Source organism: Propioniciclava sp. LT294 (assembly GCF_059516005.1).
The window spans coordinates 1-25114 of record NZ_JCAKNG010000014.1 but is presented as its reverse complement, the minus strand read 5'-3'; the positions used below and the strand labels follow the sequence as shown (position 1 = coordinate 25114).

At 68.0% G+C, this 25114-nt stretch carries 26 protein-coding genes; 22 read left to right on the top strand and 4 right to left on the bottom strand.

Annotation, left to right across the window (positions count from 1 at the left end; translation table 11 throughout):
- Window positions 1-25 precede the first annotated feature (25 nt).
- Together AC5YDA_RS13615 and AC5YDA_RS13610 are read left to right on the top strand one after the other, a co-directional pair.
- Window positions 26-2797, top strand: coding sequence for a heavy metal translocating P-type ATPase (locus AC5YDA_RS13615; protein ID WP_496193135.1), 2772 nt, complete (start codon window positions 26-28; stop codon window positions 2795-2797).
- On the top strand, window positions 2769-3113 hold the full coding sequence (locus AC5YDA_RS13610; protein WP_496193134.1) for a metal-sensitive transcriptional regulator: 345 nt from the start codon (window positions 2769-2771) through the stop codon (window positions 3111-3113). Before AC5YDA_RS13615 ends, AC5YDA_RS13610 begins: the two co-directional genes overlap by 29 nt.
- 105 nt (window positions 3114-3218) lie before the next feature.
- Here AC5YDA_RS13610 and AC5YDA_RS13605 read toward each other — a convergent pair whose 3' ends face one another.
- Complete coding sequence (locus tag AC5YDA_RS13605) at window positions 3219-3818, bottom strand: DUF305 domain-containing protein (protein WP_496193133.1); 600 nt, start codon at window positions 3816-3818, stop codon at window positions 3219-3221.
- Window positions 3819-4067: 249 nt separating this feature from the next.
- Between AC5YDA_RS13605 and AC5YDA_RS13600 the strand changes: the two genes are divergently transcribed.
- The 15 genes from AC5YDA_RS13600 to AC5YDA_RS13530 all read left to right on the top strand — a co-directional run bounded on the left by AC5YDA_RS13600 (window position 4068) and on the right by AC5YDA_RS13530 (window position 14393).
- Window positions 4068-4841 carry a prolipoprotein diacylglyceryl transferase gene (locus AC5YDA_RS13600; protein WP_496193132.1) on the top strand — a complete coding sequence of 258 codons (774 nt, stop codon included), beginning with the start codon at window positions 4068-4070 and terminating at the stop codon, window positions 4839-4841.
- A gap of 28 nt (window positions 4842-4869) precedes the next feature.
- On the top strand, window positions 4870-6462 hold the full coding sequence (lnt, locus tag AC5YDA_RS13595; protein WP_496193131.1) for an apolipoprotein N-acyltransferase: 1593 nt from the start codon (window positions 4870-4872) through the stop codon (window positions 6460-6462).
- Window positions 6463-6508: 46 nt separating this feature from the next.
- On the top strand, window positions 6509-6970 hold the full coding sequence (locus tag AC5YDA_RS13590) for a hypothetical protein (protein ID WP_051208216.1): 462 nt from the start codon (window positions 6509-6511) through the stop codon (window positions 6968-6970).
- A 125-nt stretch (window positions 6971-7095) separates the two neighbouring features.
- A complete protein-coding gene (locus tag AC5YDA_RS13585) occupies window positions 7096-8334 on the top strand; it encodes a YibE/F family protein (RefSeq protein ID WP_496193130.1) in 1239 nt (412 codons plus the stop codon).
- A gap of 100 nt (window positions 8335-8434) precedes the next feature.
- On the top strand, window positions 8435-9055 hold the full coding sequence (locus AC5YDA_RS13580) for a DUF305 domain-containing protein (RefSeq protein ID WP_496193129.1): 621 nt from the start codon (window positions 8435-8437) through the stop codon (window positions 9053-9055).
- A gap of 139 nt (window positions 9056-9194) precedes the next feature.
- Window positions 9195-9509, top strand: coding sequence for a thioredoxin domain-containing protein (locus AC5YDA_RS13575; protein WP_246227504.1), 315 nt, complete (start codon window positions 9195-9197; stop codon window positions 9507-9509).
- Window positions 9509-10486: a cytochrome c biogenesis CcdA family protein gene (locus AC5YDA_RS13570; protein WP_496193128.1), complete on the top strand. Its 978-nt coding sequence runs from the start codon at window positions 9509-9511 to the stop codon at window positions 10484-10486. The genes AC5YDA_RS13575 and AC5YDA_RS13570 overlap by 1 nt, the downstream gene beginning before the upstream one ends.
- A gap of 5 nt (window positions 10487-10491) precedes the next feature.
- On the top strand, window positions 10492-11112 hold the full coding sequence (locus AC5YDA_RS13565) for a peroxiredoxin family protein (protein ID WP_496193127.1): 621 nt from the start codon (window positions 10492-10494) through the stop codon (window positions 11110-11112).
- Between the two features lie 157 nt (window positions 11113-11269).
- A complete protein-coding gene (locus tag AC5YDA_RS13560; RefSeq protein WP_051208220.1) occupies window positions 11270-11470 on the top strand; it encodes an SHOCT domain-containing protein in 201 nt (66 codons plus the stop codon).
- Window positions 11471-11535: 65 nt separating this feature from the next.
- Window positions 11536-11868, top strand: a complete 333-nt coding sequence (locus AC5YDA_RS13555; RefSeq protein ID WP_496193126.1) for a heavy-metal-associated domain-containing protein — start codon at window positions 11536-11538, stop codon at window positions 11866-11868.
- A 24-nt stretch (window positions 11869-11892) separates the two neighbouring features.
- Window positions 11893-12618 carry a sigma-70 family RNA polymerase sigma factor gene (locus tag AC5YDA_RS13550; RefSeq protein WP_496193125.1) on the top strand — a complete coding sequence of 242 codons (726 nt, stop codon included), beginning with the start codon at window positions 11893-11895 and terminating at the stop codon, window positions 12616-12618.
- Window positions 12619-12667: 49 nt separating this feature from the next.
- Entirely contained in the window at window positions 12668-12916 is a 249-nt protein-coding gene (locus AC5YDA_RS13545; protein ID WP_496193124.1) for a hypothetical protein, read from the top strand.
- Window positions 12917-12922: 6 nt separating this feature from the next.
- Entirely contained in the window at window positions 12923-13318 is a 396-nt protein-coding gene (locus tag AC5YDA_RS13540) for a hypothetical protein (protein WP_496184662.1), read from the top strand.
- A gap of 122 nt (window positions 13319-13440) precedes the next feature.
- Window positions 13441-13800: a Cd(II)/Pb(II)-sensing metalloregulatory transcriptional regulator CmtR gene (cmtR, locus tag AC5YDA_RS13535; RefSeq protein ID WP_028708027.1), complete on the top strand. Its 360-nt coding sequence runs from the start codon at window positions 13441-13443 to the stop codon at window positions 13798-13800.
- Entirely contained in the window at window positions 13797-14393 is a 597-nt protein-coding gene (locus AC5YDA_RS13530; RefSeq protein ID WP_030153505.1) for a cadmium resistance transporter, read from the top strand. The genes cmtR and AC5YDA_RS13530 overlap by 4 nt, the downstream gene beginning before the upstream one ends.
- 66 nt (window positions 14394-14459) lie before the next feature.
- Here AC5YDA_RS13530 and merA read toward each other — a convergent pair whose 3' ends face one another.
- On the bottom strand, window positions 14460-15908 hold the full coding sequence (gene merA / locus AC5YDA_RS13525) for a mercury(II) reductase (RefSeq protein WP_496193123.1): 1449 nt from the start codon (window positions 15906-15908) through the stop codon (window positions 14460-14462).
- 78 nt (window positions 15909-15986) lie between these two features.
- Between merA and AC5YDA_RS13520 the strand changes: the two genes are divergently transcribed.
- The 3 genes from AC5YDA_RS13520 to AC5YDA_RS13510 all read left to right on the top strand — a co-directional run bounded on the left by AC5YDA_RS13520 (window position 15987) and on the right by AC5YDA_RS13510 (window position 18370).
- Window positions 15987-16376 carry a heavy metal-responsive transcriptional regulator gene (locus AC5YDA_RS13520; protein ID WP_028708020.1) on the top strand — a complete coding sequence of 130 codons (390 nt, stop codon included), beginning with the start codon at window positions 15987-15989 and terminating at the stop codon, window positions 16374-16376.
- 732 nt (window positions 16377-17108) lie between these two features.
- Window positions 17109-17747 carry a recombinase family protein gene (locus tag AC5YDA_RS13515; RefSeq protein ID WP_496193122.1) on the top strand — a complete coding sequence of 213 codons (639 nt, stop codon included), beginning with the start codon at window positions 17109-17111 and terminating at the stop codon, window positions 17745-17747.
- Between the two features lie 50 nt (window positions 17748-17797).
- Entirely contained in the window at window positions 17798-18370 is a 573-nt protein-coding gene (locus AC5YDA_RS13510) for a recombinase family protein (protein ID WP_496193121.1), read from the top strand.
- Here AC5YDA_RS13510 and AC5YDA_RS13505 read toward each other — a convergent pair.
- Window positions 18367-18648, bottom strand: a complete 282-nt coding sequence (locus AC5YDA_RS13505) for a hypothetical protein (RefSeq protein WP_496193120.1) — start codon at window positions 18646-18648, stop codon at window positions 18367-18369. The two genes, AC5YDA_RS13510 and AC5YDA_RS13505, sit on opposite strands and share 4 nt — an antisense overlap.
- Window positions 18649-18896: 248 nt before the next feature.
- Here AC5YDA_RS13505 and AC5YDA_RS13500 point away from each other — a divergent pair, with 248 nt between their 5' ends.
- Window positions 18897-20936: a site-specific DNA-methyltransferase gene (locus AC5YDA_RS13500; RefSeq protein WP_496193119.1), complete on the top strand. Its 2040-nt coding sequence runs from the start codon at window positions 18897-18899 to the stop codon at window positions 20934-20936.
- Between the two features lie 3 nt (window positions 20937-20939).
- On the top strand, window positions 20940-23564 hold the full coding sequence (locus AC5YDA_RS13495; protein ID WP_496193118.1) for a DEAD/DEAH box helicase: 2625 nt from the start codon (window positions 20940-20942) through the stop codon (window positions 23562-23564).
- 216 nt (window positions 23565-23780) lie between these two features.
- On the opposite strand, the gene AC5YDA_RS13490 is transcribed toward AC5YDA_RS13495, so the two are convergent.
- Window positions 23781-25040, bottom strand: a complete 1260-nt coding sequence (locus tag AC5YDA_RS13490; protein WP_496192930.1) for an IS256 family transposase — start codon at window positions 25038-25040, stop codon at window positions 23781-23783.
- Window positions 25041-25114: the final 74 nt, after the last annotated feature.

Genomic DNA, 25114 nt, shown 5'->3' with positions numbered 1-25114 from the left:
ATCAGGACAGGGTGAGGTGGTTGTGATGAGTTGGCTCGTCATCGGCGGCGCGGTGGTCGTCACCGGGTTGTTGTGGTGGTTCTTCTTCGGTCCGAAGCGGGCCGGACAGGTGAGCCTGGAGGACGGCGTCCAGGTGGTGCGGGTCACCGTGGACGGTGGCTACAGCCCGGACGTGATCGAGGGCGTCCGCCCGGGCGTACCGGTCAGGCTCCTGTTCGACCGGCAGGAGAGCGGTGAGTGCACCTCGCGGGTGGTCATGCCCGACTTCAAGGTCAACGCAGCGCTGCCGGCGTTCCGAACCACGGCGGTCGAGTTCCTTCCCACCGAAACGGGGGAGTACCGCTTTGCGTGTGGGATGAACATGGTGTCGGGGGTGGTCCGGGTCAGCGGGAGCCCCCCGGCCGATACCCAAGGCGGCGGCACCGTGGTGGAGCAGGCCTCCCGGCCGGTGGACGGAACGACCGCGGCCGGCGGCACCGCCCCCGACGCGGAGGCGGAGGAGGCTGAGCGTGCCGCCGAGATCCGCGACTTGACCCGCCGCCTGCTGGTGGGTGCGGTGCTGTCGGCGCCGGTGCTGGTCGCGGTGATGGCGGTGGAGTTGTTCCAGGCGATGTGGGTTCCCGAGTTCCTGATGAACCCGTGGCTACAGCTGGCGTTGATCGCTCCGGTGATGTTCTATACCGGCTGGCCGATCCACCGGACCGGCTGGAAGGCGCTGTCGCACCGGACCGCCGACATGAACTCGCTGATCACCTTGGGCACGTTTGCCGCCTTCGGCTACAGCCTGGTGGTCACGTTCCTGCCCTGGCTGCTGCCCGACGCGCTGCGGCACGTGTACTACGAGGCCGTCGGGGTGATCATCACCCTCATCCTGCTCGGGCGGCTGCTCGAGACGAAAGCGAAGGCCGGCACCGGTGAGGCAATCCGAGCTCTGATCGGGCTGCAGCCCCGCACCGCCCGGGTTGAGCGCGACGGTGCCGAACTCGAGGTCGGCGTTGATGAGGTGCGGGTCGGAGACATCGTGCTGATCCGGCCCGGGGAGAAGCTCCCGGTCGACGGCGAGGTGACCAGCGGCTCCTCCTCGATCGATGAGTCGATGGTGACCGGCGAATCCATGCCGGTGACCAAGTCCGTCGGGGACACCGTGATCGGCGCCACCATCAACACCACCGGCGCCCTGCGCTACCGCGCCACCAAGGTCGGCGCCGACACGATGCTGGCCCAGATCATCAAGCTGGTCCGCGAAGCCCAGGGCTCCAAGGCGCCCATCCAGCGGCTCGCCGACCAGGTGTCCAGCTACTTCGTGCCCGCGGTGATCGTGATCGCGGTGTGGACCTTCGTCGCGTGGGTGCTGGTCGGCCCGCCGCCGGTGTTCATCTTCGCGCTCGTCGCCGCCGTGTCGGTGCTGATCATCGCCTGCCCCTGCGCCCTAGGGCTCGCCACGCCCATGTCGATCACCGTCGGCACCGGCAAGGGCGCCGCGCACGGCATCCTGATCCGCTCCGCCGAGGCGCTCGAGACCGCCCACAAGTTGCAGACGATCATCCTCGACAAGACCGGCACCCTGACCCGCGGCGTCCCGGCCCTCACCGACGTCATCCCCGTGACCGACGGGGGTGAGGACCGCCTCCTGGCCGCTGTCGCCGGGGTCGAGCGGGCCTCCGAGCACCCGCTGGCGGCCGCGATCGTGGCCGGGGCGACCGAGCGTGGGCTCGCTGTGCCCGAGGTCGACGGGTTCGAGTCCGTCACCGGCCAAGGGGTGATGGCGCGGGTCGACGGGCGGCGCGTGCTGGTCGGCAACCGTCGGCTGCTGGACGCGTTCGGGGTGGACGCGGCCGTCCTGCTCGCCGCCCACGACCGGCTGGCCGCCGAAGGCAAGACCGCGATGCTGGTCGCGGTCGACGGACACCCCGCCGGCGTCGTTGCTGTAGCCGACACCCTCAAGGAAGGCGCCCCGGCGGCGGTCGCAGCCCTCCAGGCCCGCGGCATCGAGGTCGTGATGATGACCGGTGACAACCGGCACACCGCCGCCGCGATCGCCCGCCAGGTCGGCATCACCCGCGTCGTCGCCGAGGTCATGCCCGACCACAAGGCCGCCGAGGTCCGGCGCCTGCAGGCCGACGGCAAGGTGGTCGGCATGGTCGGCGACGGCATCAACGACGCCCCCGCCCTCGCCCAGGCCGACGTCGGGTCGGCGATCGGGACCGGCACCGACGTCGCGATCGAGTCCTCCGACATCACGTTGGTCTCGGGGGCACTGGTGGGCATAGTGACCGCCGTCGACCTGTCCCGGGCCACCATGCGCAACATCAAGCAGAACCTGGTGTTCGCGTTCCTGTACAACATCCTGGGCATCCCGATCGCCGCCGGCGTGCTCTATCCGGCGTTCGGGATCACCCTCAGCCCGATCATCGCCGCCGCCGCGATGGCACTGTCGTCGCTGTCGGTGGTCGCCAACGCCAACCGGCTCCGCCGGTTCACCCCCCGTCCACTGGCTGCCACCACCCAGGTGGCCGGCGTCGACCCGCTCGTCGAGGTGGGCGGCAGCGTCGAAGCCTCACCCCACACCCAACGAAAGGAAACCACCATGTTCGGCCTGTTCGGCAAGAAGAAGGACACCACCACCGCCAAGGTCGTCGACCCGGTCTGCGGTATGAAGATCAACCCCGCTGACGCTGCCGCCACCCGCGACCACGACGGCACCACGATCCACTTCTGCTCCACCCACTGCGCAGCCGCGTTCGACACCGACCCCCACCGCTACGCGCATGGACCCTCCGGCGCCGGCCACCACTGACCCGGGCGCTGCAACACCCGCAGCCCAGCGGAGCGCGTCGGGCCCACGGACCCGACGTGCCCTGCTGGGCCGGCTGCGGCGCATCGAGGGACAGGTCCGCGGGATCGCCCGGATGGTCGACGGCGACGCCGACTGCATCGAGATCCTCACCCAGGTGGCTGCTGTCACCCACGCCCTCGAAGCCGCAGCCCTGATGCTGGTCGACCAACACCTCCGCGACTGCCTGCAGCGGGGGGCAGCCACCACCCTGGCCGACGAGCAGACAAAACAGGTGGAGCAGGCCCTCCGGGCCATCGGGCGGCTGCTGCGCACCTGAAGCAGTCCTGCGTGTGAAGAGGGGCGGGCGGGTCGCGAACGCGCGACCCACCCGCCCTTTCCGCGTCACGCCGCGTCGGGCCGCCCGCGGGGGGCAGGGCGACGATCAGGCCGTGCCGACCGGTCGGCCGCCCGGCAGGTCATACCACTCCTGCAGCCAGTCCTGCATCTGCGCGATCTCGGCCAGTTGGGCGTCGCGGATGTCGGTGCACAGGGTCAGCAGTTCGTCGTGCTCGGCGTTCGCCAGGCACTTCTCGGCCTCCCGGATCGCCCCCCAGTGGTGGCGGATCATCGACCGCAGGAACGCCACCTCGAACTCCTCGCCGTCCAGGTCGTGGAACCGGTGCATCGACTGCATCCCAGTCATGTCCGGCTCGTGGGAGATGCCGTACCAGTCCTCCAGCCACTGCTGCATGGTCGCGATCTCGGCCGACTGGGTGGCCACGATCGACTCACACGTCGCAGCGAGCTCGTCGTGGACCGCCTTCTCGACGCACATCTCGGCCATCATCACCGCCATGTGGTGGTGGTCGATCATCCCGGTCAGGAAGTCGACCTCGAACCGGGCCGCCTGATCGGACGCCGCCGGTGCGCTCGCCTGCGCCGGTGGTGCGGCCGCCACCGCCACCCCGGTCAGGGCGCCGGTCGCCAACAGGGCCGCAGTCAAGCCGGACGCCACCCGTCGGGTCAGGTTCGTGTGTTCCATCATGCCTCCCTTGGTTGTTCGCCTCAGGTGTGAGGATGGGCATCGACGCTACCCACCGGGGTTTCGCGGCGTCGAGCCCCGGATCGGGGTTCTTGGCCGAATCTTGAGGTTTTCGCCAGGCACCCCCGCCCAGTTTCATCGGCTTCTTGACGTGATCTTGGCTGCCGCTCAGGGGGCCCTTGACCCCGGCCCGCGACAGTGGGAGCCGGCGTGCCACGCGGGTGCGTCGCTTGATGGAGGAGTCTCCCCGTGTGGCCGGTGTTGTTCTCAGTGTTCGGAATCCAGATCCAGTCGTACGGGGTGAGCAAGGCCCTCGCGGCGCTGGTCGCCGCGTGGCTGCTCGGCCGCGCCTTCCGCAAGCTCGGCTTCCCGGTCGACCAGGCGCACTCGCTGGTCCTGTGGGCGGCGGTGTGGGGGTTCGTGGCCGCCAAGGTGTACTTCCTGATCGACAACCGCGCCCAGTTCAGCTGGCACCTGCTCGGTAGCTCCGGGTTCGTCTGGTACGGCGGACTGATCGGCGGCATCCTCACCGTCGTCGTCCTGACCCGCCGCTACCGGCTGCCGCTGGCCACCGTGGCCGGCGCGACCGCGATCCCCCTGTCGGTGGCGTACGGGATCGGCAGGATCGGCTGCTTCCTGGCGGGCGATGGCACCTACGGCACGCCGACCGACCTGCCCTGGGGGATGGCCTTCCCGAACGGCGTCGTGCCCGTGACCGTCCCGGTTCACCCCGCCCAGTTGTACGAGGCTGCCGGCGCGTTCGCGATCGCCGCCGTGCTCTGGCTGCTCGCCCGCCGCTGGCTGCCGCTGTCAGTGTTCGGCGGCTACCTCGCCCTCAGCGGGGCCGCGCGACTGCTGGTCGAGATCGTCCGGGTCAACGACCGCGTCCTGCTCGGCCTCACCGAAGCGCAACTGTTCGGCGTGCTCAGCATCATCGCCGGCGTCATGCTGATCGCGGTCGACCGCCGGCAGCGGACCCCCGAGCCCGCCGCCGCACACCCGGTCGAGCCGGCACGCGTGTGATCCACTCGGTGAAACGGCCACGCCCGCGATGACGACCCTGCGGACCGCACGGGACGCGTCATGGGCCCGGCAGCGGTGGCCGCGCCACTGGGCACCGCTGGTCGCGGCGGGGGCGGCGGGGGCGGCGGGTGCGGCGGGGTTGATGACGGGCACGGGTGTCGCACCGCTGGGCTGGTGGCTCGCCCCACCGCTTGGCGTCATGGTGCTCACCGTCGCCGTGCACCGGAGCACGTCGCTCCGGGCTGCGGCTGCCGTGGGGCTGGCCTACGGCCTTGGCCTGTCCGGACCAACCCTGGGCTGGATGGCCGCCATCCACCCGGCCGCCCTGGTAGGGCTGCTGTTGCTCTCCTCCAGCTGGTCTGCGGTCACGGCCGTGCTGGTCCGCGCCGCCGGCCGGAGCCGCGGCTGGCCCGTACTGGCAGCCCTGGCCTGGTTGGGCGTGGAGTTCCTCGCCGCCCGCGTCCCGTTCGGCGGCTTCGGCTGGCTGCGGCTCGGCTACACCCAGATCGACTCGCCCCTGGCCGGGCTGTACCCCTTCATCGGGGTGGCCGGCGTCAGCTTCTCCGTGGTCCTCACGGGACAGCTGGGCGCCTGGATCCTGCTGGGGCCCTCCAGGCGGCGCCTGGCCTGGTCCGCGGCGTGGCTGGTCGTCGTCACCGGCGCCGCCACCGCCGGTACCGTGACCCCGACCCCGCCCCCTGACGGCGTCGTCACCGCGGGCTGGGTCCAGGGTGGCGCACCCGGCGGCGGCGTCTACGGCCTCGGCCCGCCTCGCACCATCACCACCAACCAAGCACGGGCCACCCGCGAACTGGCCGCCGCGATCGACGCCGGCCGCCTGCCGGCCCCCGACTTCGTCGTGTGGCCCGAGAACGCCACCGACCTCGACCCCGACACCGACCAGCGCACCGGCCAGCTCGTCGAGCAGTCCGTCGCGGCCGTGGGGCGTCCCGTGCTGGTCGGCGCCATCCTCGACGGTCCCGGACCCCGCCAGCGGCGAACCGCCGCCCAATGGCGCGAACCCGACGGCCGGATCGGGCCCACCTACCAGAAACGCTCGATCGTCCCGTTCGGCGAATGGATCCCGTTCCGAGACGTGCTGCTGCCGCTGATCCCTGCCCTGCGCTACGTCGGCGCCCAGTCCGTGGCCGGCACTGATCCGGGTCTTCTCGACGTACAGCTCCCCGACGGACACTCGATCAGCCTCGGCGTGCTGGCCTGCTTCGACGTCGCCTTCGACCCCGTCGTGCACGACCTCGCCACCGCGCAGGCCGTCATCGTGCAAAGCAACAACGCCATGTACCAGGGCACCGCCCAGATCGAGCAACAGTTCGCCATCACCCGGGCCCGGGCAGCCGAACTGCGCCGCGACACCCTCGTCGTCACCACCAGCGGCATCACCGGACTCATCGATCCCACCGGTCGGGTCACCATGAAGGTCACCGAACCGGGTCCCGCCGTTGGAGTGGTGCAACTCGGCCTGCGCACCGGGACCACCACCGCCAGCTGGCTCGCCACCCCCCTGGAGGTCACCGCGACCGTGGCCGCCGCGCTCTGGATCACGGCGCTCACGCTGACGCCTTCGCCGCGCAGGCGCTTTCATCCCTTGGTCGGATCTTGACCAGAGCCGGACCGACACCACACCGACGTCACGCACCCTCGACGGTATGGACACCAGCCTGACCGACCCCCCGGCATCTACTCTGGCCGCCGACAGCGTCACCGCGGCCACCCCGTGGCGGGCCCGCGCCGCCGGGGCGTGGGCGGCCACCCGAGCCACGTTCGGGGCCCTGCTCGGGCTCGCACCGCATGTCCTGCACCACGTCGGGTTCCTCGCCGGCGCCGCCCTCCTGACCGGCGTCGTGGGCAACACGGTGCTCTACGCAGCCGGGATGCTGCTCAGCATCCCGATGCTCAACCGCCTCCGGAAACGGTTCGGCACCTGGAAGGCGCCAGCGCTGGGGGCGATCGCCTTCACCAGCCTGTTCACACTGTCCGCGTTCGTGATCGGGCCCGCCCTCAACCCGACACCCGTCGCACCCCAGCCCGCGGCGACCACTGGCCCCACCGGCCAGCCGCTGGAGGAACACGACGGGCACCACCCAGACACGAACCAGACCAGATCTTGACCCGGCCTTGACCTCCGGCTCATGCGCTGGCTGCCACGCTGGACGATCGTGACCACACCTCGCCTCGTCCCTCCGGCGGCCACCCCATGAGCGGGGGTCACCGTCACCACCATGGGCATGATGGGGTGGACGCCGATGTGCGCGTCTCCCGGACGGCCCGGCTCGCGACACTCGTGCTGTTGGCCGTCGTGGCGGCGATCACCATGGCGGGTTTGGTCTGGTTGTGGCCGACCGAACGCGTCCTGCCGGAGGGTTCGGTGTTGACGGCCGAGGGGATCGTGCCGGTCCGCGGGCAGATCACGAGCATCGAGCCGTGCCCGGCCGTGCCCGGCGCCCCCGCGACGGGGCCGGACGCCGGTGTCCAGCACGCCTGCCTTGTCGCCGAGGTCGAACTGGACCGCCGGGCGGGCGAACTCGTGGACGTGGAGCTGGTGGGAGAGACCGCGTGGAGCGGCCTGCAGCCCGGCGACGGCGTCCACGTGGCCGAGGTCGGCGCCACCGAGGGGGTGCCCGGGGGATGGTCGTTGATCACGGTCGACCGGATCCCGGTCCTGGCGATCTTCGCCGTCTTGTTCGTGGTGGCGGTGCTGGTCGTCGCCGGCCGGAAGGGCTTCTTCGGGTTGCTGGGGCTGGTGGTGTCCGGGGTGGTGCTGTTCGGGTTCATGATCCCGGCCCTCACGTCGGGACAGCCGGCTGTGTGGGTGGCGATCGTGGGGTCGACCGCCATCATGTTCGTGGTGCTCTATCTGGCCCATGGGGTGTCGTGGCGGACCACGTCAGCGTTCGTCGGCACCTGGTTGAGCCTGTTGGTGACCACCGGCCTCGGCGCGCTGGGCGTGTCGATGGCCCGGTTGAGCGGCATCTCCAGTGAGGAGAGCCTCGCGCTGACCAACCTGCTCGGTGACCTCGACTTCCCTGACATCCTCACCTGTGGTCTGGTGATCGCGGGCCTGGGCGTGCTGAACGACGTGACGATCACGCAGGCGTCGTCGGTGTGGGAGGTGCGGGCCGCCGGGCCGCACCTGAGCCGGGGGCAGTTGTTCGCCTCGGGGATGCGGATCGGCCGCGACCACATCGCTTCGACGATCTACACCATCGTGTTCGCGTACGCCGGCGCTGCGCTGTCGCTGTTGCTGTTGTTGTCGTTGTACGAGCAGCCGTTGAACCTGTTGTTGTCGACCGAGCAGTTCTCCGAGGAGATCATCCGCACCCTGGGTAGCGGCATCGGGCTCGTGCTGAGCGTTCCCCTGACCACCGGCGTGGCCGCCCTCACCGTTGCCGGCGCGGCCGCAGCCGGCGGTGGGTCGGGTCGGGACGTCGCAGACTTTGGCACCAAAGCCCGACGCCCCCGGCGAGCGATCTAGGTCAAGGTATGGCCAAGCTTCGTTGCGAGGCCTTGAAAGACGGCGGGTGCCCCGCTTCCCTCGGGGGTGCGGCCGATTGTCTGCGAGAAACAGGAGAACCATGAGCGCAACATTGAAGTGGGTCACGATCGTGATGGGCGCCGCGGTAGCGGCGACCATGCTGGGGGCGTGCTCGGCCACGCCGGCGGCCACTCCCAGCCCAGCCTTGACGACAGCAGGGTCAGCGAACCCGAGCAATGCGGCCGCCCACAACGAGGCAGACACGGCGTTCGCGCAGATGATGATCGTGCACCACCAGGGTGCGATCGAGATGGCCGACCTCGCCGCCCAGCAGGCCCAGAGCGCGGACGTCCAGGCCCTGGCCGAACGCATCTCGGCAGCTCAGGGCCCCGAGATCGAGACCATGAGCGGCTGGCTCTCGGCGTGGGGCGAGGATCCGATGCCGGCCGACAGCGACATGGCCGGGATGGACCACTCGGGCATGGACATGGACGGCAGAAGCCAGGAAGAGGTGATGGCCGAGCTGCGAGGCTTATCGGGCGCCGACTTCGACCGGCAGTTTCTCACCTCGATGATCGCCCACCATCAAGGAGCGATCGAGATGGCCCAGACCCAACTCGCCGACGGCCGGGACCCGCAAGCCATCGAGCTGGCGCAGAAGATCATCGCCGACCAGGAAGCAGAGATCGAGGAGATGCAGGGATTGCTCGCATCAGCGTAGGAACCCGACCGTGGCGAGGGGCCGGCAGGTGCTGCCGGCCCCTCGCCCTCGGACGACCGCACATGCTGTTCTCAGGCCAGACGAGATCTTGAGGCTGCCTTGACCGGTCCCCCCGGTGAGGGGAACCACCATGGTCGTCGTGAACACGACGAACAACACTTGGGCCCGGGTCGGCCACCAGACCGACCGGGCTGCGTCGCCCATGGTCACCCTGGTAACCGCAGAGGCCTGCCACCTCTGTGAGGACGCCCACACGGAACTCCTGAACCGCGCGACCCAAGGGCAGCTACTGCTCGACCAGGTGGACGCCGAATCACCGCAGGGCCAGAAGCTCCTCCATCAACACCGCCCGGCCATGTTCCCCCTCGTGCTGCTCGACGGCGCGTTCCTCAGCGCCGGACGCCTCCCGCGCCGCAAGCTCGACCGCGCCCTCGCGGCACGGAAGGCCTCGTGATGGGCTCGGAACTCCTGGCCACCGGCAGCATCCTGGCCGCCTTCTTCGCGGGCACGGTGGCCCTGTTCGCACCCTGCTGCATCGTCTTCCTCGCCCCGTCGTACCTGGCTGCTGCGGTCAAGAACAACCGGTGGCGCCTCCTCCCGCTGACCTTCGTCTTCGCGGCAGGCCTGGCGCTCGTCCTGGTCCCGATCACGCTGGGGGTGAGTCTGCTGGCCGGTGCGATCGCCAAGTACCACGTCATCCTGTACTGGGCCGGTGGCCTGCTCATGATCGGCCTCGGCCTGCTGGCCCTCAGCGGCCGGATGTGGTCGATGCCGTCGATGCTGCGCGCCCCCGACACCACCCGCGGCGACACCGCAACCTTCTTCAGCCTCGGCGTGTTCTCCGGGATCGCGTCCAGCTGCTGCGCCCCCGTCCTGGCAGGCGTGATGACCCTGTCCGCCCTCTCCGGCAACCCGCTCGGCGGCCTGGTCCTCGGGCTGGCGTTCGTGTTCGGCATGGTCATCCCGCTGCTCGTCATGGCACTCGTGTGGGACGCCGCCCGCCTCAACGAACGACGCTGGGGCCGGGCGAAGCCCATCAGGGTGACCGTCGCCGGCCGCACGCTGCACACCAACAGCGTCAACCTGCTCGTCGCGGTCGCCTTCGTCATCATGGGCGTCTGGGTCATCACCCTCGCAGGCACGGCGACGATGACCGGGTCGGGCACCTGGGTGCAGCTCGCCGCCGGCGACTGGATCACCCAAGCTGCTCAGACCGTCCTCGGCTGGCTTGCCCCGGTCCCTGAGCCCGTCCTCGGCCTCGCCTTGTTGGGGCTGGCCGGGGTGTTCGTGTGGACCACGCTCCGCGACCGCCGCCGCGACGCGCGCCAGGGAGCCGAAGAGCACGCCGACGCCGACCCCACCCTGCCGCACTGCCACAGCACGACCGACGCCGACCACCCGATCGCCGACCACGACACCGCAAGGAACTGACGACCATGCCCAGCAACCAGCGCACCACCATCAGCCGCCGGCAACAGCTCCGAGACCAACGGGCACGCGAATCAGCCAAGGAGACCAAGCGTCGCCGCCTGTTCAGAATCGCGACCGGACTGCTGACCACGCTCATCGTCGCCCTCGTCGGGTTCGGCCTGTGGAGCGCCCGCCCCGTCGAGGGTGGCCCGTCCGGCCAGGCGCCCGCGTTCACCCTGCCTACGACCGCGGGCACCACCGTGTCCCTGGCCGACTACCGCGGCCAGCCCGTGATCCTCTACTTCAACGAGGGCGCCGGCTGCGGCTCCTGCACCCAGCAGATGGCCCTCATCGAGCAGGAGCCGGGCTTCGCCGCAGCCGGCATCACCGTGCTCCCCATCGTGATGAACACCGCCGCCCAGATCCAACCCGACCTGGACCGCTTCGGCGTCACCACCCCCTACCTGCTCGACGACGGCACGGTCTCGAAGGCCTACGACACCCTCGACAAGGGCATGCACCCAGGCCTGCCCGGGCACGGCTTCGTCCTGATCGACGCCGACGGCAACAAGCTCTGGCACGGCAACTACCCCTCCATGTGGCTCGACCCCGCCGAACTCCTGCACGAAGCCACCAGCCGCCTGTGAACGGGCGCGAACGCTGCGCCGCCGACCTTGTAGCGATCTTGACCGACCGCAGACGGGCCGCACGCCGTCGACGCAGCACCATGGACCTAAGGCCAGCTCAAGAAGGGAACCAATAATGATGTGGGGAGACAACAGCGGCTGGGGGATGTGGTTGGGAATGGGGATCAGCACGCTCATCCTCGTCGTCCTGATCGCTCTGTTGGTGTGGTCCATCAGCAGGATCGGCCGCGTCGAGGCGCCCCGGCCCCAGCGCGAGCGGCCGACCGCGTTGGAACTGCTGGACGAACGCCTCGCTCGCGGGGAGATCGAACCCGACGACTACCAGCAGCGCCGACGGATCCTCAACGACCAACGCTGAACCCTGCCGGGGGGGGGCGCCGACCCCGCCCCCCTGCATGCCACGAACTACCCAAGGAGCGCACCGTGACGAGGGCCACGATCAGGAGAGTCAGCACCTTCGGGGTGAGCGGTCTGACCTGCCCGGACTGCCTCGTCCTGCTCATGGAGCGCGTCCGACACCTGCACGGGGTTCGGGAGGTAACCGTCGACCTTGAGCCTGCGGGTGAATCGTCCCTCACGATCGCCCCCGCGGAGGCCGTGAGCGCCGAGGACATCCGAGCCCTGGTCGACGAGATCGGCTTCGACTACATCGCCCGCCGCAGTCACCGCCGGCCCCTCCGGGGACAGGACGCTCGCTCGTGGTCTCCCCTGATCCACAGCAAGGCTGGCGGACCCGAGCTCACGTACCTGCCCTGACGCCCCCCTGGACGGAGCACCAGCATGAGCGCCGAACACGTCCACGCGCCGCAGGGCACCCATCGCAGCAAGCTCACGATCGCGGTCGATCCAGCCACGTGGCCCGACTTGGTCGAGGCGGGGCGACAGGCTGTGGCCGACCTCGTGGTGACTGCTCTGCCCATGGTGGGAAACAAGGTGCGTGCCAACCGCCGACGGGATGATCAGGGCAGCGAGCTGTCCATGGCTCTGCTGCAGGCCGCCTACAGGTTCCGGCCGCAGCCTGACCTGAAGGATGGTGGATGGGCGGCCTACGTCTGGAGCATCTTGGATCACACGAACAGGAGGGGGGTCGATGCTGCTGGCGTGCGACGCCCGCACGCCGAGACTCTTGCTGCACAGGTTTGGACGGGATCGTTCGAGGGACTGGACCTGGAGCGGACTTGGTCCGCGCGGGACCGCTCGGTCGAAGACCAAGCCCTCGACTCAGTTTCGGCAGCCACCCTGAGGGAGAAACTGGATGCGCTTCCGGCTGCTGAGCGCGCGGTGGTGGTGGGCCGGCTGGAGGGAAAGACCCACGCCGCGATCGGGGAGGAGCTCGGCGTCCAGGCGTCAACGACGCGAAAGAGGCTTGTGAACGCGCGCGAACGCTTGGAAAAGCTGCTCGACATCCCGGCCGATGCAGGATCTCGCACTGAGGCGACCCCGTCGCCGCCCAGCCATCAACACGCGGCCCCGACACGACCTCGGCCTACCGACCTCGAGCGCTGACCTGCTCGAGGACTGGCACCGCTACGCCGTCCCCGCCTTCATCGACCGGATGAAGGCCCGCCTGAAGAACCAGTGCGACGACAGCCACCCCAGCTGGCCCGCCCGCGGCCGCCACGCCCGCCTCATGAACGAGTTCGACACCCGCCTGCGCGCCTACGGCAGCGACGTCACCACCCTCGCCCAGCAACTCGCCGAGCACCACCGGGCCGCCCTCCTGGCAGAACCGACAGCGCGCCCCAATCTCCGCTTGGTCGACGGCAGCCAGGTCGACCCCGACACCGGGGAGATCCTCCGATGACCCCCCATGCAGCCCTACGAGCTTGACGCCTGGCTCGGCGACACCGAGCTGACCAGGGACCAGCGCGAGGACTTCGAGCGGAGTATCGACATGATCGCCGCCCGCTACCCGGGCCGGGACCACGGACAGCATCCCGACGAGGAGATGATGGGGGAGGCCATGAGTGGCGCGATCAGGGTGCTGCTGGGCGATGACACGCTGGAGGGTCTCGCGCAGGAGTGGTCGCGGGCGCGCGTGGCTGAGCGGGAGGCCATGGGTCGGCTGACGGGGGCGGTCATCGCTACTGCGGATGCTGGGGTTGCGGAAACGGTGATCGCCGAGCGAACGGGCCTGAATCGCCGCTCGGTGCGGCTGGCTGTGGCCTTGGCCGTTATGTGGCGGGGTTCTGTCGCCGCTTCGTGAGTTCCCTGATGATCGGGCGAATCGTCCCGTGGGTCGATCCCCAACTGACACAGCCTCGTTCGCACGCTTAGCGACTCCGGGCTGCGTAAAACCACTTCAGTCCTCGCTGTATAGTTCAGCGCATGCTGACCATTGCTTCTCGCCTGGACGTGATGAACCGGTTGGGCCGCGCGCTGGCCGACCCGACCAGGTCCCGGATCATCCTGACCCTGCTCGACCGGCCGGCCTACCCGGCAGAGCTGGCCCGCGATCTGGACCTCACACGCTCCAACGTGTCCAATCATCTGGCGTGCCTGCGCGACTGCGGCATCGTTGCTGCCGAACCCGAGGGCCGCAAGACGCGCTACGAGATCGCCGATCCCCACCTGACGCAGGCGCTGACCGCCCTGGTTGACGTCACCCTCGCGGTTGACGAGAACGCCCCGTGCATCGATCCTGCCTGCTCGGTGCACGGATGCGACGCAGCAGAGGCGGGCGCGTGATCCTGGCTGCGGTCCTGCAGGCAATCGGCCTGTTCATCGCGACCAACATCGACGACATCATCGTGCTCTCCTTGTTCTTCGCCCGCGGCGCGGGCCAACGCGGGACGACCACCCGCATCTTGGTCGGCCAGTACGTGGGGTTCGCCTGCATCCTCGGTGCCGCTGTGCTGGTGACTATCGGAGCCGGAGCATTCCTGCCCTCAGCAGCTATCCCGTACTTCGGGCTCATCCCCCTGGCCCTCGGTCTCTGGGCTGCATGGCAAGCCTGGCGCGGAGACGATGACGACGATGACGCCAAGGTCACGGGCACGAAGGTCAGCGCGTGGACCGTCGCAGGAGTCACCTTCGCCAACGGCGGAGACAACATCGGCGTCTATGTCCCCGTCTTCCTCAGCGTGGAACCCATCGCAGTGGTCGCCTACTGCCTCGTCTTCCTCGCGCTCGTCGCGGTCCTGGTCGTAGTCGCCAAGTTCGTTGCCACCCGGCCGCCGATCGCTGAAGTCCTCGAGCGCTGGGAACACATCCTGTTCCCCATCGTCCTGATCGGCCTCGGCATCGTCATCCTCGTCAGCGGAGGAGCGTTCGGTCTCTGACGGAGCCAAAGCGAACGAGAGAGGTCGCCAGGCTCGACGCTCCGGTATAGGGATCCCTGTGCGGGTTCATGCTGCGCAGCAGGAGAGTTTGGTGATGTCGGTGGTGAAGGTTTGGGCGGTGAGTTTGAGGCCTTCGGCCATGGTCAGGTAGGGGCTCCAGAGGTTGGCGACCTGGTCGGTGGTCATGCCGGCCTCGAGGATGTAGACGCCGGCGGCGGCGAGGTCACCGGCGTCCTGGGCGAGGGCGGTGATGCCGATGATGCGGCCGGTGTCGGCGTCGGTGACGATCTTGATGAGCCCGCGGGTGTCACGGTTGACGATGGCGCGCGGGACGTGCGCCAGGGGCAGGACGCGGCTGTCGCAGCGGATCCCGGCAGTGCGGGCCTGCTGGTCGGTCATTCCGACGGAGGCCAGGGCGGGGCTGGTGAACACGACCCGGGGCAGGTGGCTGGTGTCGACCTCCCGGCCGGCTCCGGTGAGGGCGTTGTCGGCGACCAGGGCGCCGTGGGCCGCGGCGACGTACACGAACTGCGGGTGGGCGGTGACGTCACCCGCGGCCCAGATCCGCGGGTTCGTGGTGCGCAGGTGGCTGTCGATGATGACCTCGCCGCGCTTGCCGGCGCGCACGCCGATGGTGTCGAGGCCGAGCGTGCCGGTGACCGGGCGGCGGCCGGTGGCAACGAGGAGCTCGGCCGCGCGGAGCTCGTGTGAGCCGTCGGCGGTGGTGGCGGTGACCGTGACCTCGCCGGTGGCCGGGTCGCGGCGCACCGCGGTGGGCACCGCGCCGCGGATGATCTCGATGCCTTCGTCGGCGAGGATTTCTTCCAGGGCGGTGGCGGCCTCGGGTTCCTCGTGGGAGGCCAGCCGTGAGCGGACGAGCATGGTGACCTGGGCACCGAGGCGGGAGAAGAGCTGGGCCTGCTCCATGGCGACGTAGCCGCCGCCGATGACCAGCAGCGACTCCGGGACGTGGTCCAGCTCCATCGCGGTCGTCGAGGTCAGACAACCGGCCTCCTGCAGGCCGGGGACCGGCGGCGCCCAGGGCGTGGAGCCGGTAGCGATGAGGTGGTGCGCGGCCCGGACGGTTTCCGCCGTGCCGTCCGGGCCGGTCACGCGGAGTGCCGGCTCAGTCGGTGTGCCGACGAAGGTGGCCTCGCCGGGGTGGAGGGCCCACCCGTACTCGGCGGCCAGGGCCGCGTACTTCTCGCTGCGCAGCGATCCGACGAGCTTGTCCTTGCCGGCGACCATGGCGGGCATGTCGACCGGTGGGGCGTCGGGGAGTGGCAGACCGGGGAACCGGGCGGCGTCGAGTGTGACGTGGCGGGCCTCGGCGGCCGCGAGCAGGGCTTTGGAGGGCACACACCCGGTGTTCACGCAGGTACCGCCGATGGTGCCGCGCTCGATCATCACCACCCGCTTGCCCAGGGTGGTGGCGCGGATCGCGGCCGCGAACGCCGCCCCACCGGACCCGATCACTGCCAGGTCATACGACCTGCCCTTGTCCGTTGCCGTCATAAGTCCTCCCTTGTTGCCGCGCCTCAGGACCAGGATCGACCTTCCAGTGCACTGGAAGGTCAAGGCAGAATGAGTGGCATGCGGATCGGTGAGGTGGCTCAGGCGTCGGGCACGACAGCTAAGACCCTGCGGTACTACGAGGACGTCGGACTCCTCCCCGACCCCGACCGCAGCCCGGCGGGGTACCGGGACTACGGCCCCGAGGTGCTCGACCGGCTGCACTTCATCCGCCGGGGCCAAGCCGCCGGGCTGACCCTGGCCCAGATCGGCCAGGTGCTGGCCATCCGAGACCGGGGCCAGGCCCCCTGCCAGCACGTCACCGACCTGCTCGACACCCGCCTCGCGGTCATCGACCGGCAGCTCGCCGAGCTCGCGCAGCTACGCACCACGATCGCCATCCTGCGCGAGCACGCCACCACCGGCGACCCGGCCACATGCTCCCCCGAGGACGTCTGCCGCTACCTGTGACCCGCGAAGGTCACCGGCCCGTGGCACCATCGCGACATGGCCGATGACACCCAGCAACGATGCTCGTGCTGCGGCCGCCAGCGGCCACGAAGGTCGCTCCACGCACTCGGGAGCGAACCGGCCTACATCTGCCGAAGGTGCGCGCTCTGGGTCGCCCTTCGCATCGCTCGCGACTGAACGACTCCGCCCGCAACGCGGGCACGCCGCCGGCCGCGGCGAACATCGTCGGATGGTGCGCGAAGGAACCAAAGGGCGCGAATGACGACCAATCATCACGCCGCCAGCGCGATCGCGGGCGCCCGTTGCCGCACTCCTCATCCGACGGTCTGAGCTCCACCGCCTGGCAGCGGTCCGAAGCCTGGAGAGGGCATCGGAGCCGGACGGGACCCCCTAACGCTCAGTGGTCCGCCCTCGCAGCGGTTGCGGTCGGTCCAGTTGTCCGTCCCGTAGGAGAACCCGTTGCGGAGGCGGTGCAGGTCATCGGCGGAAACCCACGCCCGAATGTTCGCAAGACCGCCCGAGAAGGGTTGTCCGGTGACGGTGCGTCATATGGGACGGCCTGTCGTCCCGTAAACGAACGATTCCGCTACAGCGACGATGAGGGCTCGTCGCACTCCTCAGGATGCTTGGCACTTCGCGGTTCTCGTTCCATGGCGTTTGTAACGAAACTCAGTGCCGGATTCTATGGCTCGATACTTCCCGTGCTGGATGAGTATCGTTACAGTCAACGCCATGGGGCATCTGCTGGGCTATGCGCGTGTGTCGACGACCGATCAGGACGCCGCACTGCAGATCGATGCGCTCACCGCAGCCGGCTGCTACCGGGTCTTCGTCGACACGATCTCTGGCTCCCTGGACCACCGGCCCGAGCTGGAGAAGCTGATGGACCAGCTGCGCCCGGGGGACACGCTGGTGGTGTGGCGGCTGGACCGGCTGGGTCGCTCAATCCGGCACCTCATCGACCAGCTGCAGCTCCTGTCCGAGCGCGGCGTGGGGTTCCGCTCCCTGCAGGAGACGATCGACACCACCTCCTCCGGCGGACGGCTGGTGTTCCACGTCTTCGCAGCGCTGGCCGAATTCGAGCGCGACCTGATCCGTGAGCGCACCAACGCAGGACTGGCCGCCGCCCGGGCCCGTGGACGCAAAGGCGGGCGACCGCCCGCCCTGTCGCCGGATCAGGTCAAGGCGGCGAGGCGGATGTATGAGGAGAACGAGATGACGGTGGCGCAGATCGGTGCGGTCCTGGGCGTCAGCCGGGCCACCATCTACCGTGCTCTGAACCGCAACAGCACCCCAGTGGTGCAACCACGGCAGTCGAGAAGCGCCGTGTACTCCGTAGACAGGGTGACCGCGTGCGACTCCCGAGCGTAAACTAACCTCCAAGTGGTTCATATTGGACGGTATTGCCGGGAGGTCTAGACATGCGTGGACGGGTTTACGGCTACGCGCGAGTCAGCTCGAAGGACCAGAACCTGGAGCGCCAACGTGAAGCGCTCGCCGGCGTCGACGTGCTGGTCGAGGAGCAGGTCTCTGGGAAGAATGTCGCCGATCGCGAGAAGCTCCGTACGCTGATGGCGTTCGCGCAGGCGGGGGACACCATCCGGGTGAAGTCGATCGACCGGCTCGCCCGTGACACCCGGGACCTGCTGCGGATCGTGGACGAGCTCGCGGCCAAGGGCGTCTCGATCGAGTTCCTGGACTCACCCATGCTCAACGTGACCACCAAGGAAGGGCGCGCGATGCTGACGGTCTTCGCAGCCTTCGCCGAACTCGAGCGCGAGGCCATCCGCGAGCGCCAAGCCGAAGGGATCGCCCTCGCGAAGGCGGCGGGCAAGTACCGCAAGGCCCGAAGGCTCACCGCTGAGGAGATCGCTGCCGCGCGGTTGCGCATCGAGGTCGGGGTGCCCAAGGCGCGGGTAGCCAAGGACCTTGGCGTGAGCCGCCAGACCCTCTACTCGGCGCTGGAGGGCAGGGGCAGCTACTCGGCGGTCTAAGTGGTGGCGGTTCCGGACTGGCAGCAGCTGCAATCGGAAGGACGCAGCCGGCCGGCCGCCAGATCCACGAGGGCGGCGTCGTGGTCGCCGTCGAGCATCGCGACGCGCCCCCACCAGCGGTCCTGAGCGCGAAACCAGCCAACCAGGAGCGCTGGCTGCCACAGGCCCGCATCATCCCGGGCCAGAACGTGACGGACCGTCCTGGCTGGTTCTGTGGCGCCCATCCGAGCAATGCGGTCGCCCAGAGTGCCCAACTCCGAGGTGATGCGCGAGGACATGCAGCAAGGATACGAACAAATGGTCCAGCTGATCGATTGAACGAGCGCGGAGGGTGGCCGATAAGCACGTCCCTTGAGGAGTGTTCACGTCCGGGGTCCTCGCGTACGTGAACGACTCTCCACCTCCGCCGCGCCGATCACCGGCATAGTTATCCGAGAGGTGTCGGACGTCGCCGATAGCCTTGGACGGACGAGCGGGGAGCGGGGGAGCAGGCGCACCCGTACCACCAGAAAGGGACGCTGGGTAGATGGCGAGCGAGCTGAGCAATCTCATGCGACGGGTGACCGAACTTGACCCTGCGGTCGGGAAGGAACTTCGTCGCCAGATCGCCAGTCTGACCCAGCGCCGCGAGAATGGGTTGAACTTCGAGCGGCATCTTCCAGAGCAAGTGGCCCTTGTCGGTCGCCCAGTCTCGGTCGGAGACAAGGTGCGTTTCATTCCCGAACGCGGCTCTGTCGGGGACGGTCCGAACACGAATTGGGTCGTCACCGGCATTGAGGGGCCGAAGAGCGGGCGGGTGGCCCAGCTGGTAGAGCGGGTCAAGGGCACAACATGTGAGCGGGCAGTTGATGACCTCGTTTATGTCGCTGATTTCCGCGATCCGATCTTCCCGGGCCTGAAGTCGACTCACCGCATCGACAGCGGAGGGAATGGCAAGCCTTTTCACGCGGTAATCAACGCCGAAAACTATCACGCACTTGAGGCCTTGCTCTTCACACACGCTGGCGAGGTCGACGTCATCTACATCGACCCTCCCTACAACACTGGAGGCAAGAGTTTCTGGCTCTACAACGACGACTACGTCGATAAGGAGGACGGCTTCAGGCACAGCAAGTGGCTGGCCTTCATGGAGCGCCGCCTCCTCATGGCCAAGCGTCTCCTTGCACCGGCCGGTGTCCTGCTTGTCAGCATTGACGATGCCGAACAGCATCGCCTCAGGATGCTCCTCGACCAGGTCTTCGGGGAGAAGAACTTCGTCGATACCCTCGCGGTCGAGTTGTCCACCACGTCTGGCCCCAAGACGGTCAATGCGCAGCAGGGAACCATTGTGAAGAACGTCGAGTTCGTTCACATCTACAAGCGGTCGGCAGCATTTGATGAGGTACATCACACCCCGTTGTACGACTCGGTAGATGGTTGGGATAGTCACTATTCCAAGTGGCTCAATGACGACGGGACCATCACTGATTTCTATGACGCCCTGTGGGCGCACGCCCCGGTCCGATCCGACATTGAGAGATTTGGCTTCACGAAGAAGGACGGCACGTTCACGGGTAAGGCAGCCATGGACAAGCTACTCGCTGTGTCGCGGGCGGCCAACGACTTCATCTTGGACAACCTTGACCGCATCGCGAGGTTCGACTCGCCTCCGGTTTCAGTGAGGGAGATGGATGCGCCCATCGGTGGGTGGATCAACGTCGAGGCCGACCATCGCACGTACACCATCACCAAGCTCGGGACCGGGGTGATCAACCAGGTCTACGCCCTCCAGCGGAACTACCGGACCTCCGACGATGCAGTACCGCGATTCGGCAGGACTGTGATCCGTGGCGACCTGTGGAAGGGGTTCCACGCTGACATGGGCAACGTCGCCAAGGAGGGCGGAGTTAAGTTCTCGAACGGCAAGAAGCCAGTCCGTTTGATCAAACAGTTGGTCCGCTGGGCGAACAACGATCCGGACGCGGTCATCCTCGACTTCTTCGCCGGTTCTGGGACCACCGCACATGCGGTCATGGCAATGAACTCCGAGGACGGTGGCCGACGTCGCTCCATCGTCATCACCAACAACGAGTTGAACGAGGCCACTCGCAACCTCCTGCGCAAGAAGTCGCTCCGCCCCGGCGATGAAGACTGGGAGTCCCAAGGCGTCTACCGGTCTGTCACGATGCCCAGGCTGATGAACGTCGCTAACGACCCTGCGGTCGCCGAGAACGTCGAGTTCTTCAGGCTCACCTACCTCAACCCGCAACTCGTCGAGCTTGACATGGCATTCAGCTCCGTAGCCCCACTGCTGTGGTTGCGAGCCGGTGCGCAAGGCCGCCGTATTGACGAGCGCACGGACACGTTCGATGTGGCCGACACCTACGCCGTGTTGTTCAGCTTGGACGCCAGTGCTGCCTTCATCAGCGCCGTCGAGCAGGCAGATGGCCTCCGCGTCGCCTACATCGTGACCGACGACGAGCCCCAGTTCCAGGCCGTCGCAACCCAGCTCCCTGAAGGTGTGGAGGCGGTCCGCCTCTACGAGTCGTACCTGCGCACCTTCCAGATCAACACCGAGAGAGACTGACCCATGCTCACCCCGTTGAAGGACTACCAGCGCGATGCCGTCAAGGACATCCTGAAGAAGCTGGGGCGAGCCCGGGACGACTGGCACCAGCACGACGAGCGCACATCGTTCGCGCTGTCCGCCCCCACGTCCTCCGGCAAGACCGTGATGGCTGCGGCAGCGATCGAAGCCGTGCTGCACGGATCCGACGAGTTCGACATCGACGCCGACCCCACGGCCGTGTTCCTGTGGGTCTCAAAGGAGCCGGCTCTCAACGAACAGACGGCGGCCCGGTTCCGCCAGCACTCCGACCGCATCCCGTGGAGCGACTTGGTCACGCTCGACAAGGACTTCGCCGAGGAGTCTCTCCAGACCGGGACCGTCTACTTCATCAACCCGCAGAAGCTGGCTGTGACCGGCGGCTTCGTCAACTACAGCGACGCCCGCAACGTCACCTTCTGGGACATCCTGCGCAACACCATCACCGACCCCGACAAGACGCTGTACCTAGTCCTCGACGAGGCCCACGAGGGCATGAAGAAGACCTCGGCCGGCGACCAGTCCATCGTCCTGAAGATCATCAACGGCAACGGGACCAACCCGCCAGCACCCATCGTGTTCGGGATCTCGGCAACGGTAGACCGCTTCACACAGGCGATGTCCAAGACCACCGACCGGACGAACCGCCCCAACGTGACGGTGGACCCCAAGCATGTGCAGGCATCGGGCTTGATCAAATCGGCGATCCACCTCGACATTCCCGATGAGCTGGGCGAGTTCGCTACCACGCTACTGAGGGATGCCACGAAGGACTTCCTCGATGTGTGCGCCCGGTGGGATACGTACTCGGCCGACCAGGGCATCGACCCGATCTACCCCCTGATGGTCGTGCAGATTCCGAACAAGGAGGCCGGTTCATCCGGCACCGACAAGGGCAAGGCGGAGGAGGAGGCGCTCATCCACCTGGCACTGGAGACGATCCGTGAGCACTGGCCGGAGATGCCGGCCGACGGGCTGGCCCATGTGATGGGCTCAGACCACGGTGCGATCACCGTAGGCAGCTATGTCATCCCGCGCGTTGAGCCTCAGCTCGTGCAGCAGCAGGAGGGCATCCGAGTACTTTTCGCCAAGGACGCCATCTCGACCGGCTGGGACTGCCCGCGCGCCGAGGTGCTGCTCTCGCTCCGGCCCGGCAAGGACCCGACCTACGTGACCCAGCTGATCGGACGCATGGTCCGCACGCCCCTGGCCCGCACGACCAGTGTGGACCGGCTCAACACGGCCTCGGTGTACCTGCCCAAGTTCGACGCCGCCACAACCAAGGTGGTCATCGGCCGGCTGCTCGGGACTGCGCAGGGCAGCGACAACGGTGAGTCGACGTCGCTGGTTGAGAAGGTGCTGCTGAAGCCGATCACCTTGAAGCGCAACACCGAGATCGCACCGGACATCGCTGACCTGATCGAGACCCTGCCTTCCTACGCCCGCCCGACCTCTGTGGCCCGTCCGATCAAACGGCTCCTGAAGGCCGCCCAGGCGTTCGCCCAGGACAGGCTGGTGCCCGAGGCCAACAAGGAGGCTCACGAGACCCTCTTCGCGGTTCTTGACGCCTACGTGACGGACTACGGGACCGACCTCGACAGGGGTGCGCTGCAGATCCGCACGGCCGACATCCGCCGCATCCGGGTGGACCTGGGCAAGCAGACCACCGAGGAAGAAGAGACCCAGCGCGTAGCGGACGCCAATACGGTGGACGACGCGCTGCGCTACCTGCGCCGCATCCTCACCACGTCCGTGGTGAACGGGTACCTGCGCCGCGAGATCCAGGCTGCGGTGGACAAGGCCGAGGCGGATGGAGGCAGCGTCCTAGACCTGGACCTGATGCAGGTCCGGTCTCGCGTGGCCGCGCTCGGGCTGCTGGAAGTGCCTGACGGCAAGAAGAAGCTCCAGGCCGCCGTCGAAGATGCTGCTGAGACGCTGACGCGCCACTGGCTGAACGTTCACGGTGGGGCTATCAAGAAGCTGTCGGACGCGCGAAAGACTGTGTACGAGGGGCTGCGCGGCATGGCACGCACTCCCGAGCTGACTCCCATTGAGATCAAGCCCGAGGAACAGGTGGACAGCGTCGATGAGGACATGGTGGTCCTGCCCACGGTCGCGCGCCACGTGTTGGCGGACGAGAAGGGGCTGTTCCCGCTGGAGGCGAAGCTAAACCGCTGGGAGCGGTCGGTCATCGAGTTCGAACTTCACGAGGGGGACGTGGCGGGGTGGTACCGCAATCCGTCCACGGCGTCGCGCCACAGCCTTCGGGTGACCTACGAGGCTGGGGATGGCTGGAAGTCGGTTCAGCCGGACCTGATCTTTGTGCGTGAGCACGATGGGGTGCTAGTCCCGAGCATCTTCGACCCGCACGGTGCCCATCTGAGTGATGCGTCTCCGAAGCTGCGGGCGTTGGCGGAGTACGCGAGCCGGCACGGCGACCAGTTCGGGCAGATCACTGCGATCGGTGCAGAGAAGGACGGTTACCTGATCGGATTGAACCTTCTGGATGCGTCGGTTCAGCGGGCGGTGTTCGAGTCGCCGGCCGACAAGGACAGCATCTTGGCGCTGTTCGAGAAGCACGGGAAGAAGGTCGCACCAATCAAGCCGTAGGCCCGTCCGACCCGTCGGATTGTCGTGCGGGCCTGCCATGCTAGACGCTGATGGCTACTAGCTCAGGTGGTTCGCAGCGTGTTCCCTCCGCCACGCTGCGTTCACTGGACCTCTGGGAGCTGACGCCTGAAGAACAGGTTGACCGCCTAGCGGGGGACGCCGTGCTCGCCCAAGACCGGGTCTGTCAGATAAACGGTGTGTGAGGCCCGGCGGTTTCTAGTGAGTGGCTCTCTCGAACCTGCCTGCGAAGGTGATCGCGAAGGCGTTCAGGGCGGGCTTCCACCTGACGACCCAGCGTGCCTTTCCGTGGCCGGTGGGGTCAAGCGATCGGGTGGTCAGGTACAGGCACTTCATCGCGGCGGCCTCGTTGGGGAAGTGGCCGCGGGCGTTCACCGCCCGGCGGTAACGGGCGTTGATGCTCTCGATCGCGTTCGTCGTACAGATCACGCGTCGGATCTCCACGTCGTACTCCAGAAACGGCACGAACTCGGCCCACGCGTTCTCCCACAACCTGACGATCGCCGGATAGCGCCCGCCCCAATCGTGGGCGAACTCGGCGAACCGATCCCTGGCCGCGGCCTCCGACGGGGCGGTGTACACCGGCTTGAGGGCCTTGACGATGGCGTCGCGGTGTTGCCGGCCGGCATAGCGGAACGAGTTTCTGATGAGGTGGACGATGCACTGCTGGACGACGGTGCGGTCCCAGGTGGTGGTGATCGCCTCCGGCAGTCCCTTCAGCCCGTCGCACACGGCGATCAGCACGTCGTCGACGCCGCGGTTCTTCAGCTCGGAGAACACCTGCAGCCAGAACCTGGCGCCCTCGGCGCCGTCGCCGGCCCAGATCCCCAGGATGTCTCGTTCGCCGTTGGTGGTGACGCCCATCACCACGTAGAACGGGGTGTTGCGGACCTGGCCGTCGCGGACCTTGACCACGATCGCGTCGACGAAGATCACCGGATAGAGCGGGTCCAGTGGCCGGCTGGACCATTCAGCGAGCTCGCCGGCGACCTTCTCGGTGATCCGGCTGATGGTGTCCTTGGACACCTTCGCCCCATACACCTCCTCGAAATGGGCGGCGATCTCACCGGTCGTCAGGCCGCGGGCCGACAGCGACAACACGATCTGGTCGATCCCGTCCAGGCGCCGTTTCCGCTTCGGCACGATCACCGGCGTGAACGAGCCGTCCCGGTCCCTGGGCACCTCGATCTCGACCGGCCCGATCTCGGTCAACACCGTCTTCGACCGGGTGCCGTTGCGCATGTTCGTGCCCAGCGGCGCTGCGCCGTGCTCGTGGCCCAGGTGCTCGGTCAGTTCCGCCTCCAGCGCGGTCTCCAGGACCTGCTTGGTCAGCCCCGACAACAACCCGCCCGGGCCGACCAGGGACATTCCCTGAGCCTTGGCCTGGGCGAGCAGCTGCTCGGCGAGCTGCTTCTGATCGATGATCTCTCCCGTCACGGGGTCGATCATCTCGGTCATCTCGGTCGTGTCAGTCACGGCCATCTCCTTTCGGATCAGGCCGGACCCCCACACACCGTTACTCCGACAGTCCC

Bases quoted from the DNA above. Each gene is read 5' to 3' on its own strand.
- AC5YDA_RS13510 (WP_496193121.1), top strand. From the start codon at position 17,798: ATGCGTGGACGGGTTTACGGCTACGCGCGAGTCAGCTCGAAGGACCAG.
- AC5YDA_RS13605 (WP_496193133.1), bottom strand. From the start codon at position 3,818: ATGGAACACACGAACCTGACCCGACGGGTGGCGTCCGGCTTGACTGCG.
- AC5YDA_RS13550 (WP_496193125.1), top strand. From the start codon at position 11,893: ATGAGCGCCGAACACGTCCACGCGCCGCAGGGCACCCATCGCAGCAAG.
- AC5YDA_RS13545 (WP_496193124.1), top strand. From the start codon at position 12,668: ATGAAGGCCCGCCTGAAGAACCAGTGCGACGACAGCCACCCCAGCTGG.
- AC5YDA_RS13500 (WP_496193119.1), top strand. From the start codon at position 18,897: ATGGCGAGCGAGCTGAGCAATCTCATGCGACGGGTGACCGAACTTGAC.
- AC5YDA_RS13565 (WP_496193127.1), top strand. From the start codon at position 10,492: ATGCCCAGCAACCAGCGCACCACCATCAGCCGCCGGCAACAGCTCCGA.
- AC5YDA_RS13615 (WP_496193135.1), top strand. From the start codon at position 26: ATGAGTTGGCTCGTCATCGGCGGCGCGGTGGTCGTCACCGGGTTGTTG.
- AC5YDA_RS13580 (WP_496193129.1), top strand. From the start codon at position 8,435: ATGAGCGCAACATTGAAGTGGGTCACGATCGTGATGGGCGCCGCGGTA.
- AC5YDA_RS13490 (WP_496192930.1), bottom strand. From the start codon at position 25,040: ATGACCGAGATGATCGACCCCGTGACGGGAGAGATCATCGATCAGAAG.
- AC5YDA_RS13540 (WP_496184662.1), top strand. From the start codon at position 12,923: ATGCAGCCCTACGAGCTTGACGCCTGGCTCGGCGACACCGAGCTGACC.
- cmtR (WP_028708027.1), top strand. From the start codon at position 13,441: ATGCTGACCATTGCTTCTCGCCTGGACGTGATGAACCGGTTGGGCCGC.
- AC5YDA_RS13590 (WP_051208216.1), top strand. From the start codon at position 6,509: ATGGACACCAGCCTGACCGACCCCCCGGCATCTACTCTGGCCGCCGAC.
- merA (WP_496193123.1), bottom strand. From the start codon at position 15,908: ATGACGGCAACGGACAAGGGCAGGTCGTATGACCTGGCAGTGATCGGG.
- AC5YDA_RS13610 (WP_496193134.1), top strand. From the start codon at position 2,769: ATGGACCCTCCGGCGCCGGCCACCACTGACCCGGGCGCTGCAACACCC.
- AC5YDA_RS13520 (WP_028708020.1), top strand. From the start codon at position 15,987: ATGCGGATCGGTGAGGTGGCTCAGGCGTCGGGCACGACAGCTAAGACC.
- AC5YDA_RS13570 (WP_496193128.1), top strand. From the start codon at position 9,509: ATGGGCTCGGAACTCCTGGCCACCGGCAGCATCCTGGCCGCCTTCTTC.
- AC5YDA_RS13505 (WP_496193120.1), bottom strand. From the start codon at position 18,648: ATGTCCTCGCGCATCACCTCGGAGTTGGGCACTCTGGGCGACCGCATT.
- lnt (WP_496193131.1), top strand. From the start codon at position 4,870: ATGACGACCCTGCGGACCGCACGGGACGCGTCATGGGCCCGGCAGCGG.
- AC5YDA_RS13515 (WP_496193122.1), top strand. From the start codon at position 17,109: ATGGGGCATCTGCTGGGCTATGCGCGTGTGTCGACGACCGATCAGGAC.
- AC5YDA_RS13495 (WP_496193118.1), top strand. From the start codon at position 20,940: ATGCTCACCCCGTTGAAGGACTACCAGCGCGATGCCGTCAAGGACATC.
- AC5YDA_RS13560 (WP_051208220.1), top strand. From the start codon at position 11,270: ATGGGGATCAGCACGCTCATCCTCGTCGTCCTGATCGCTCTGTTGGTG.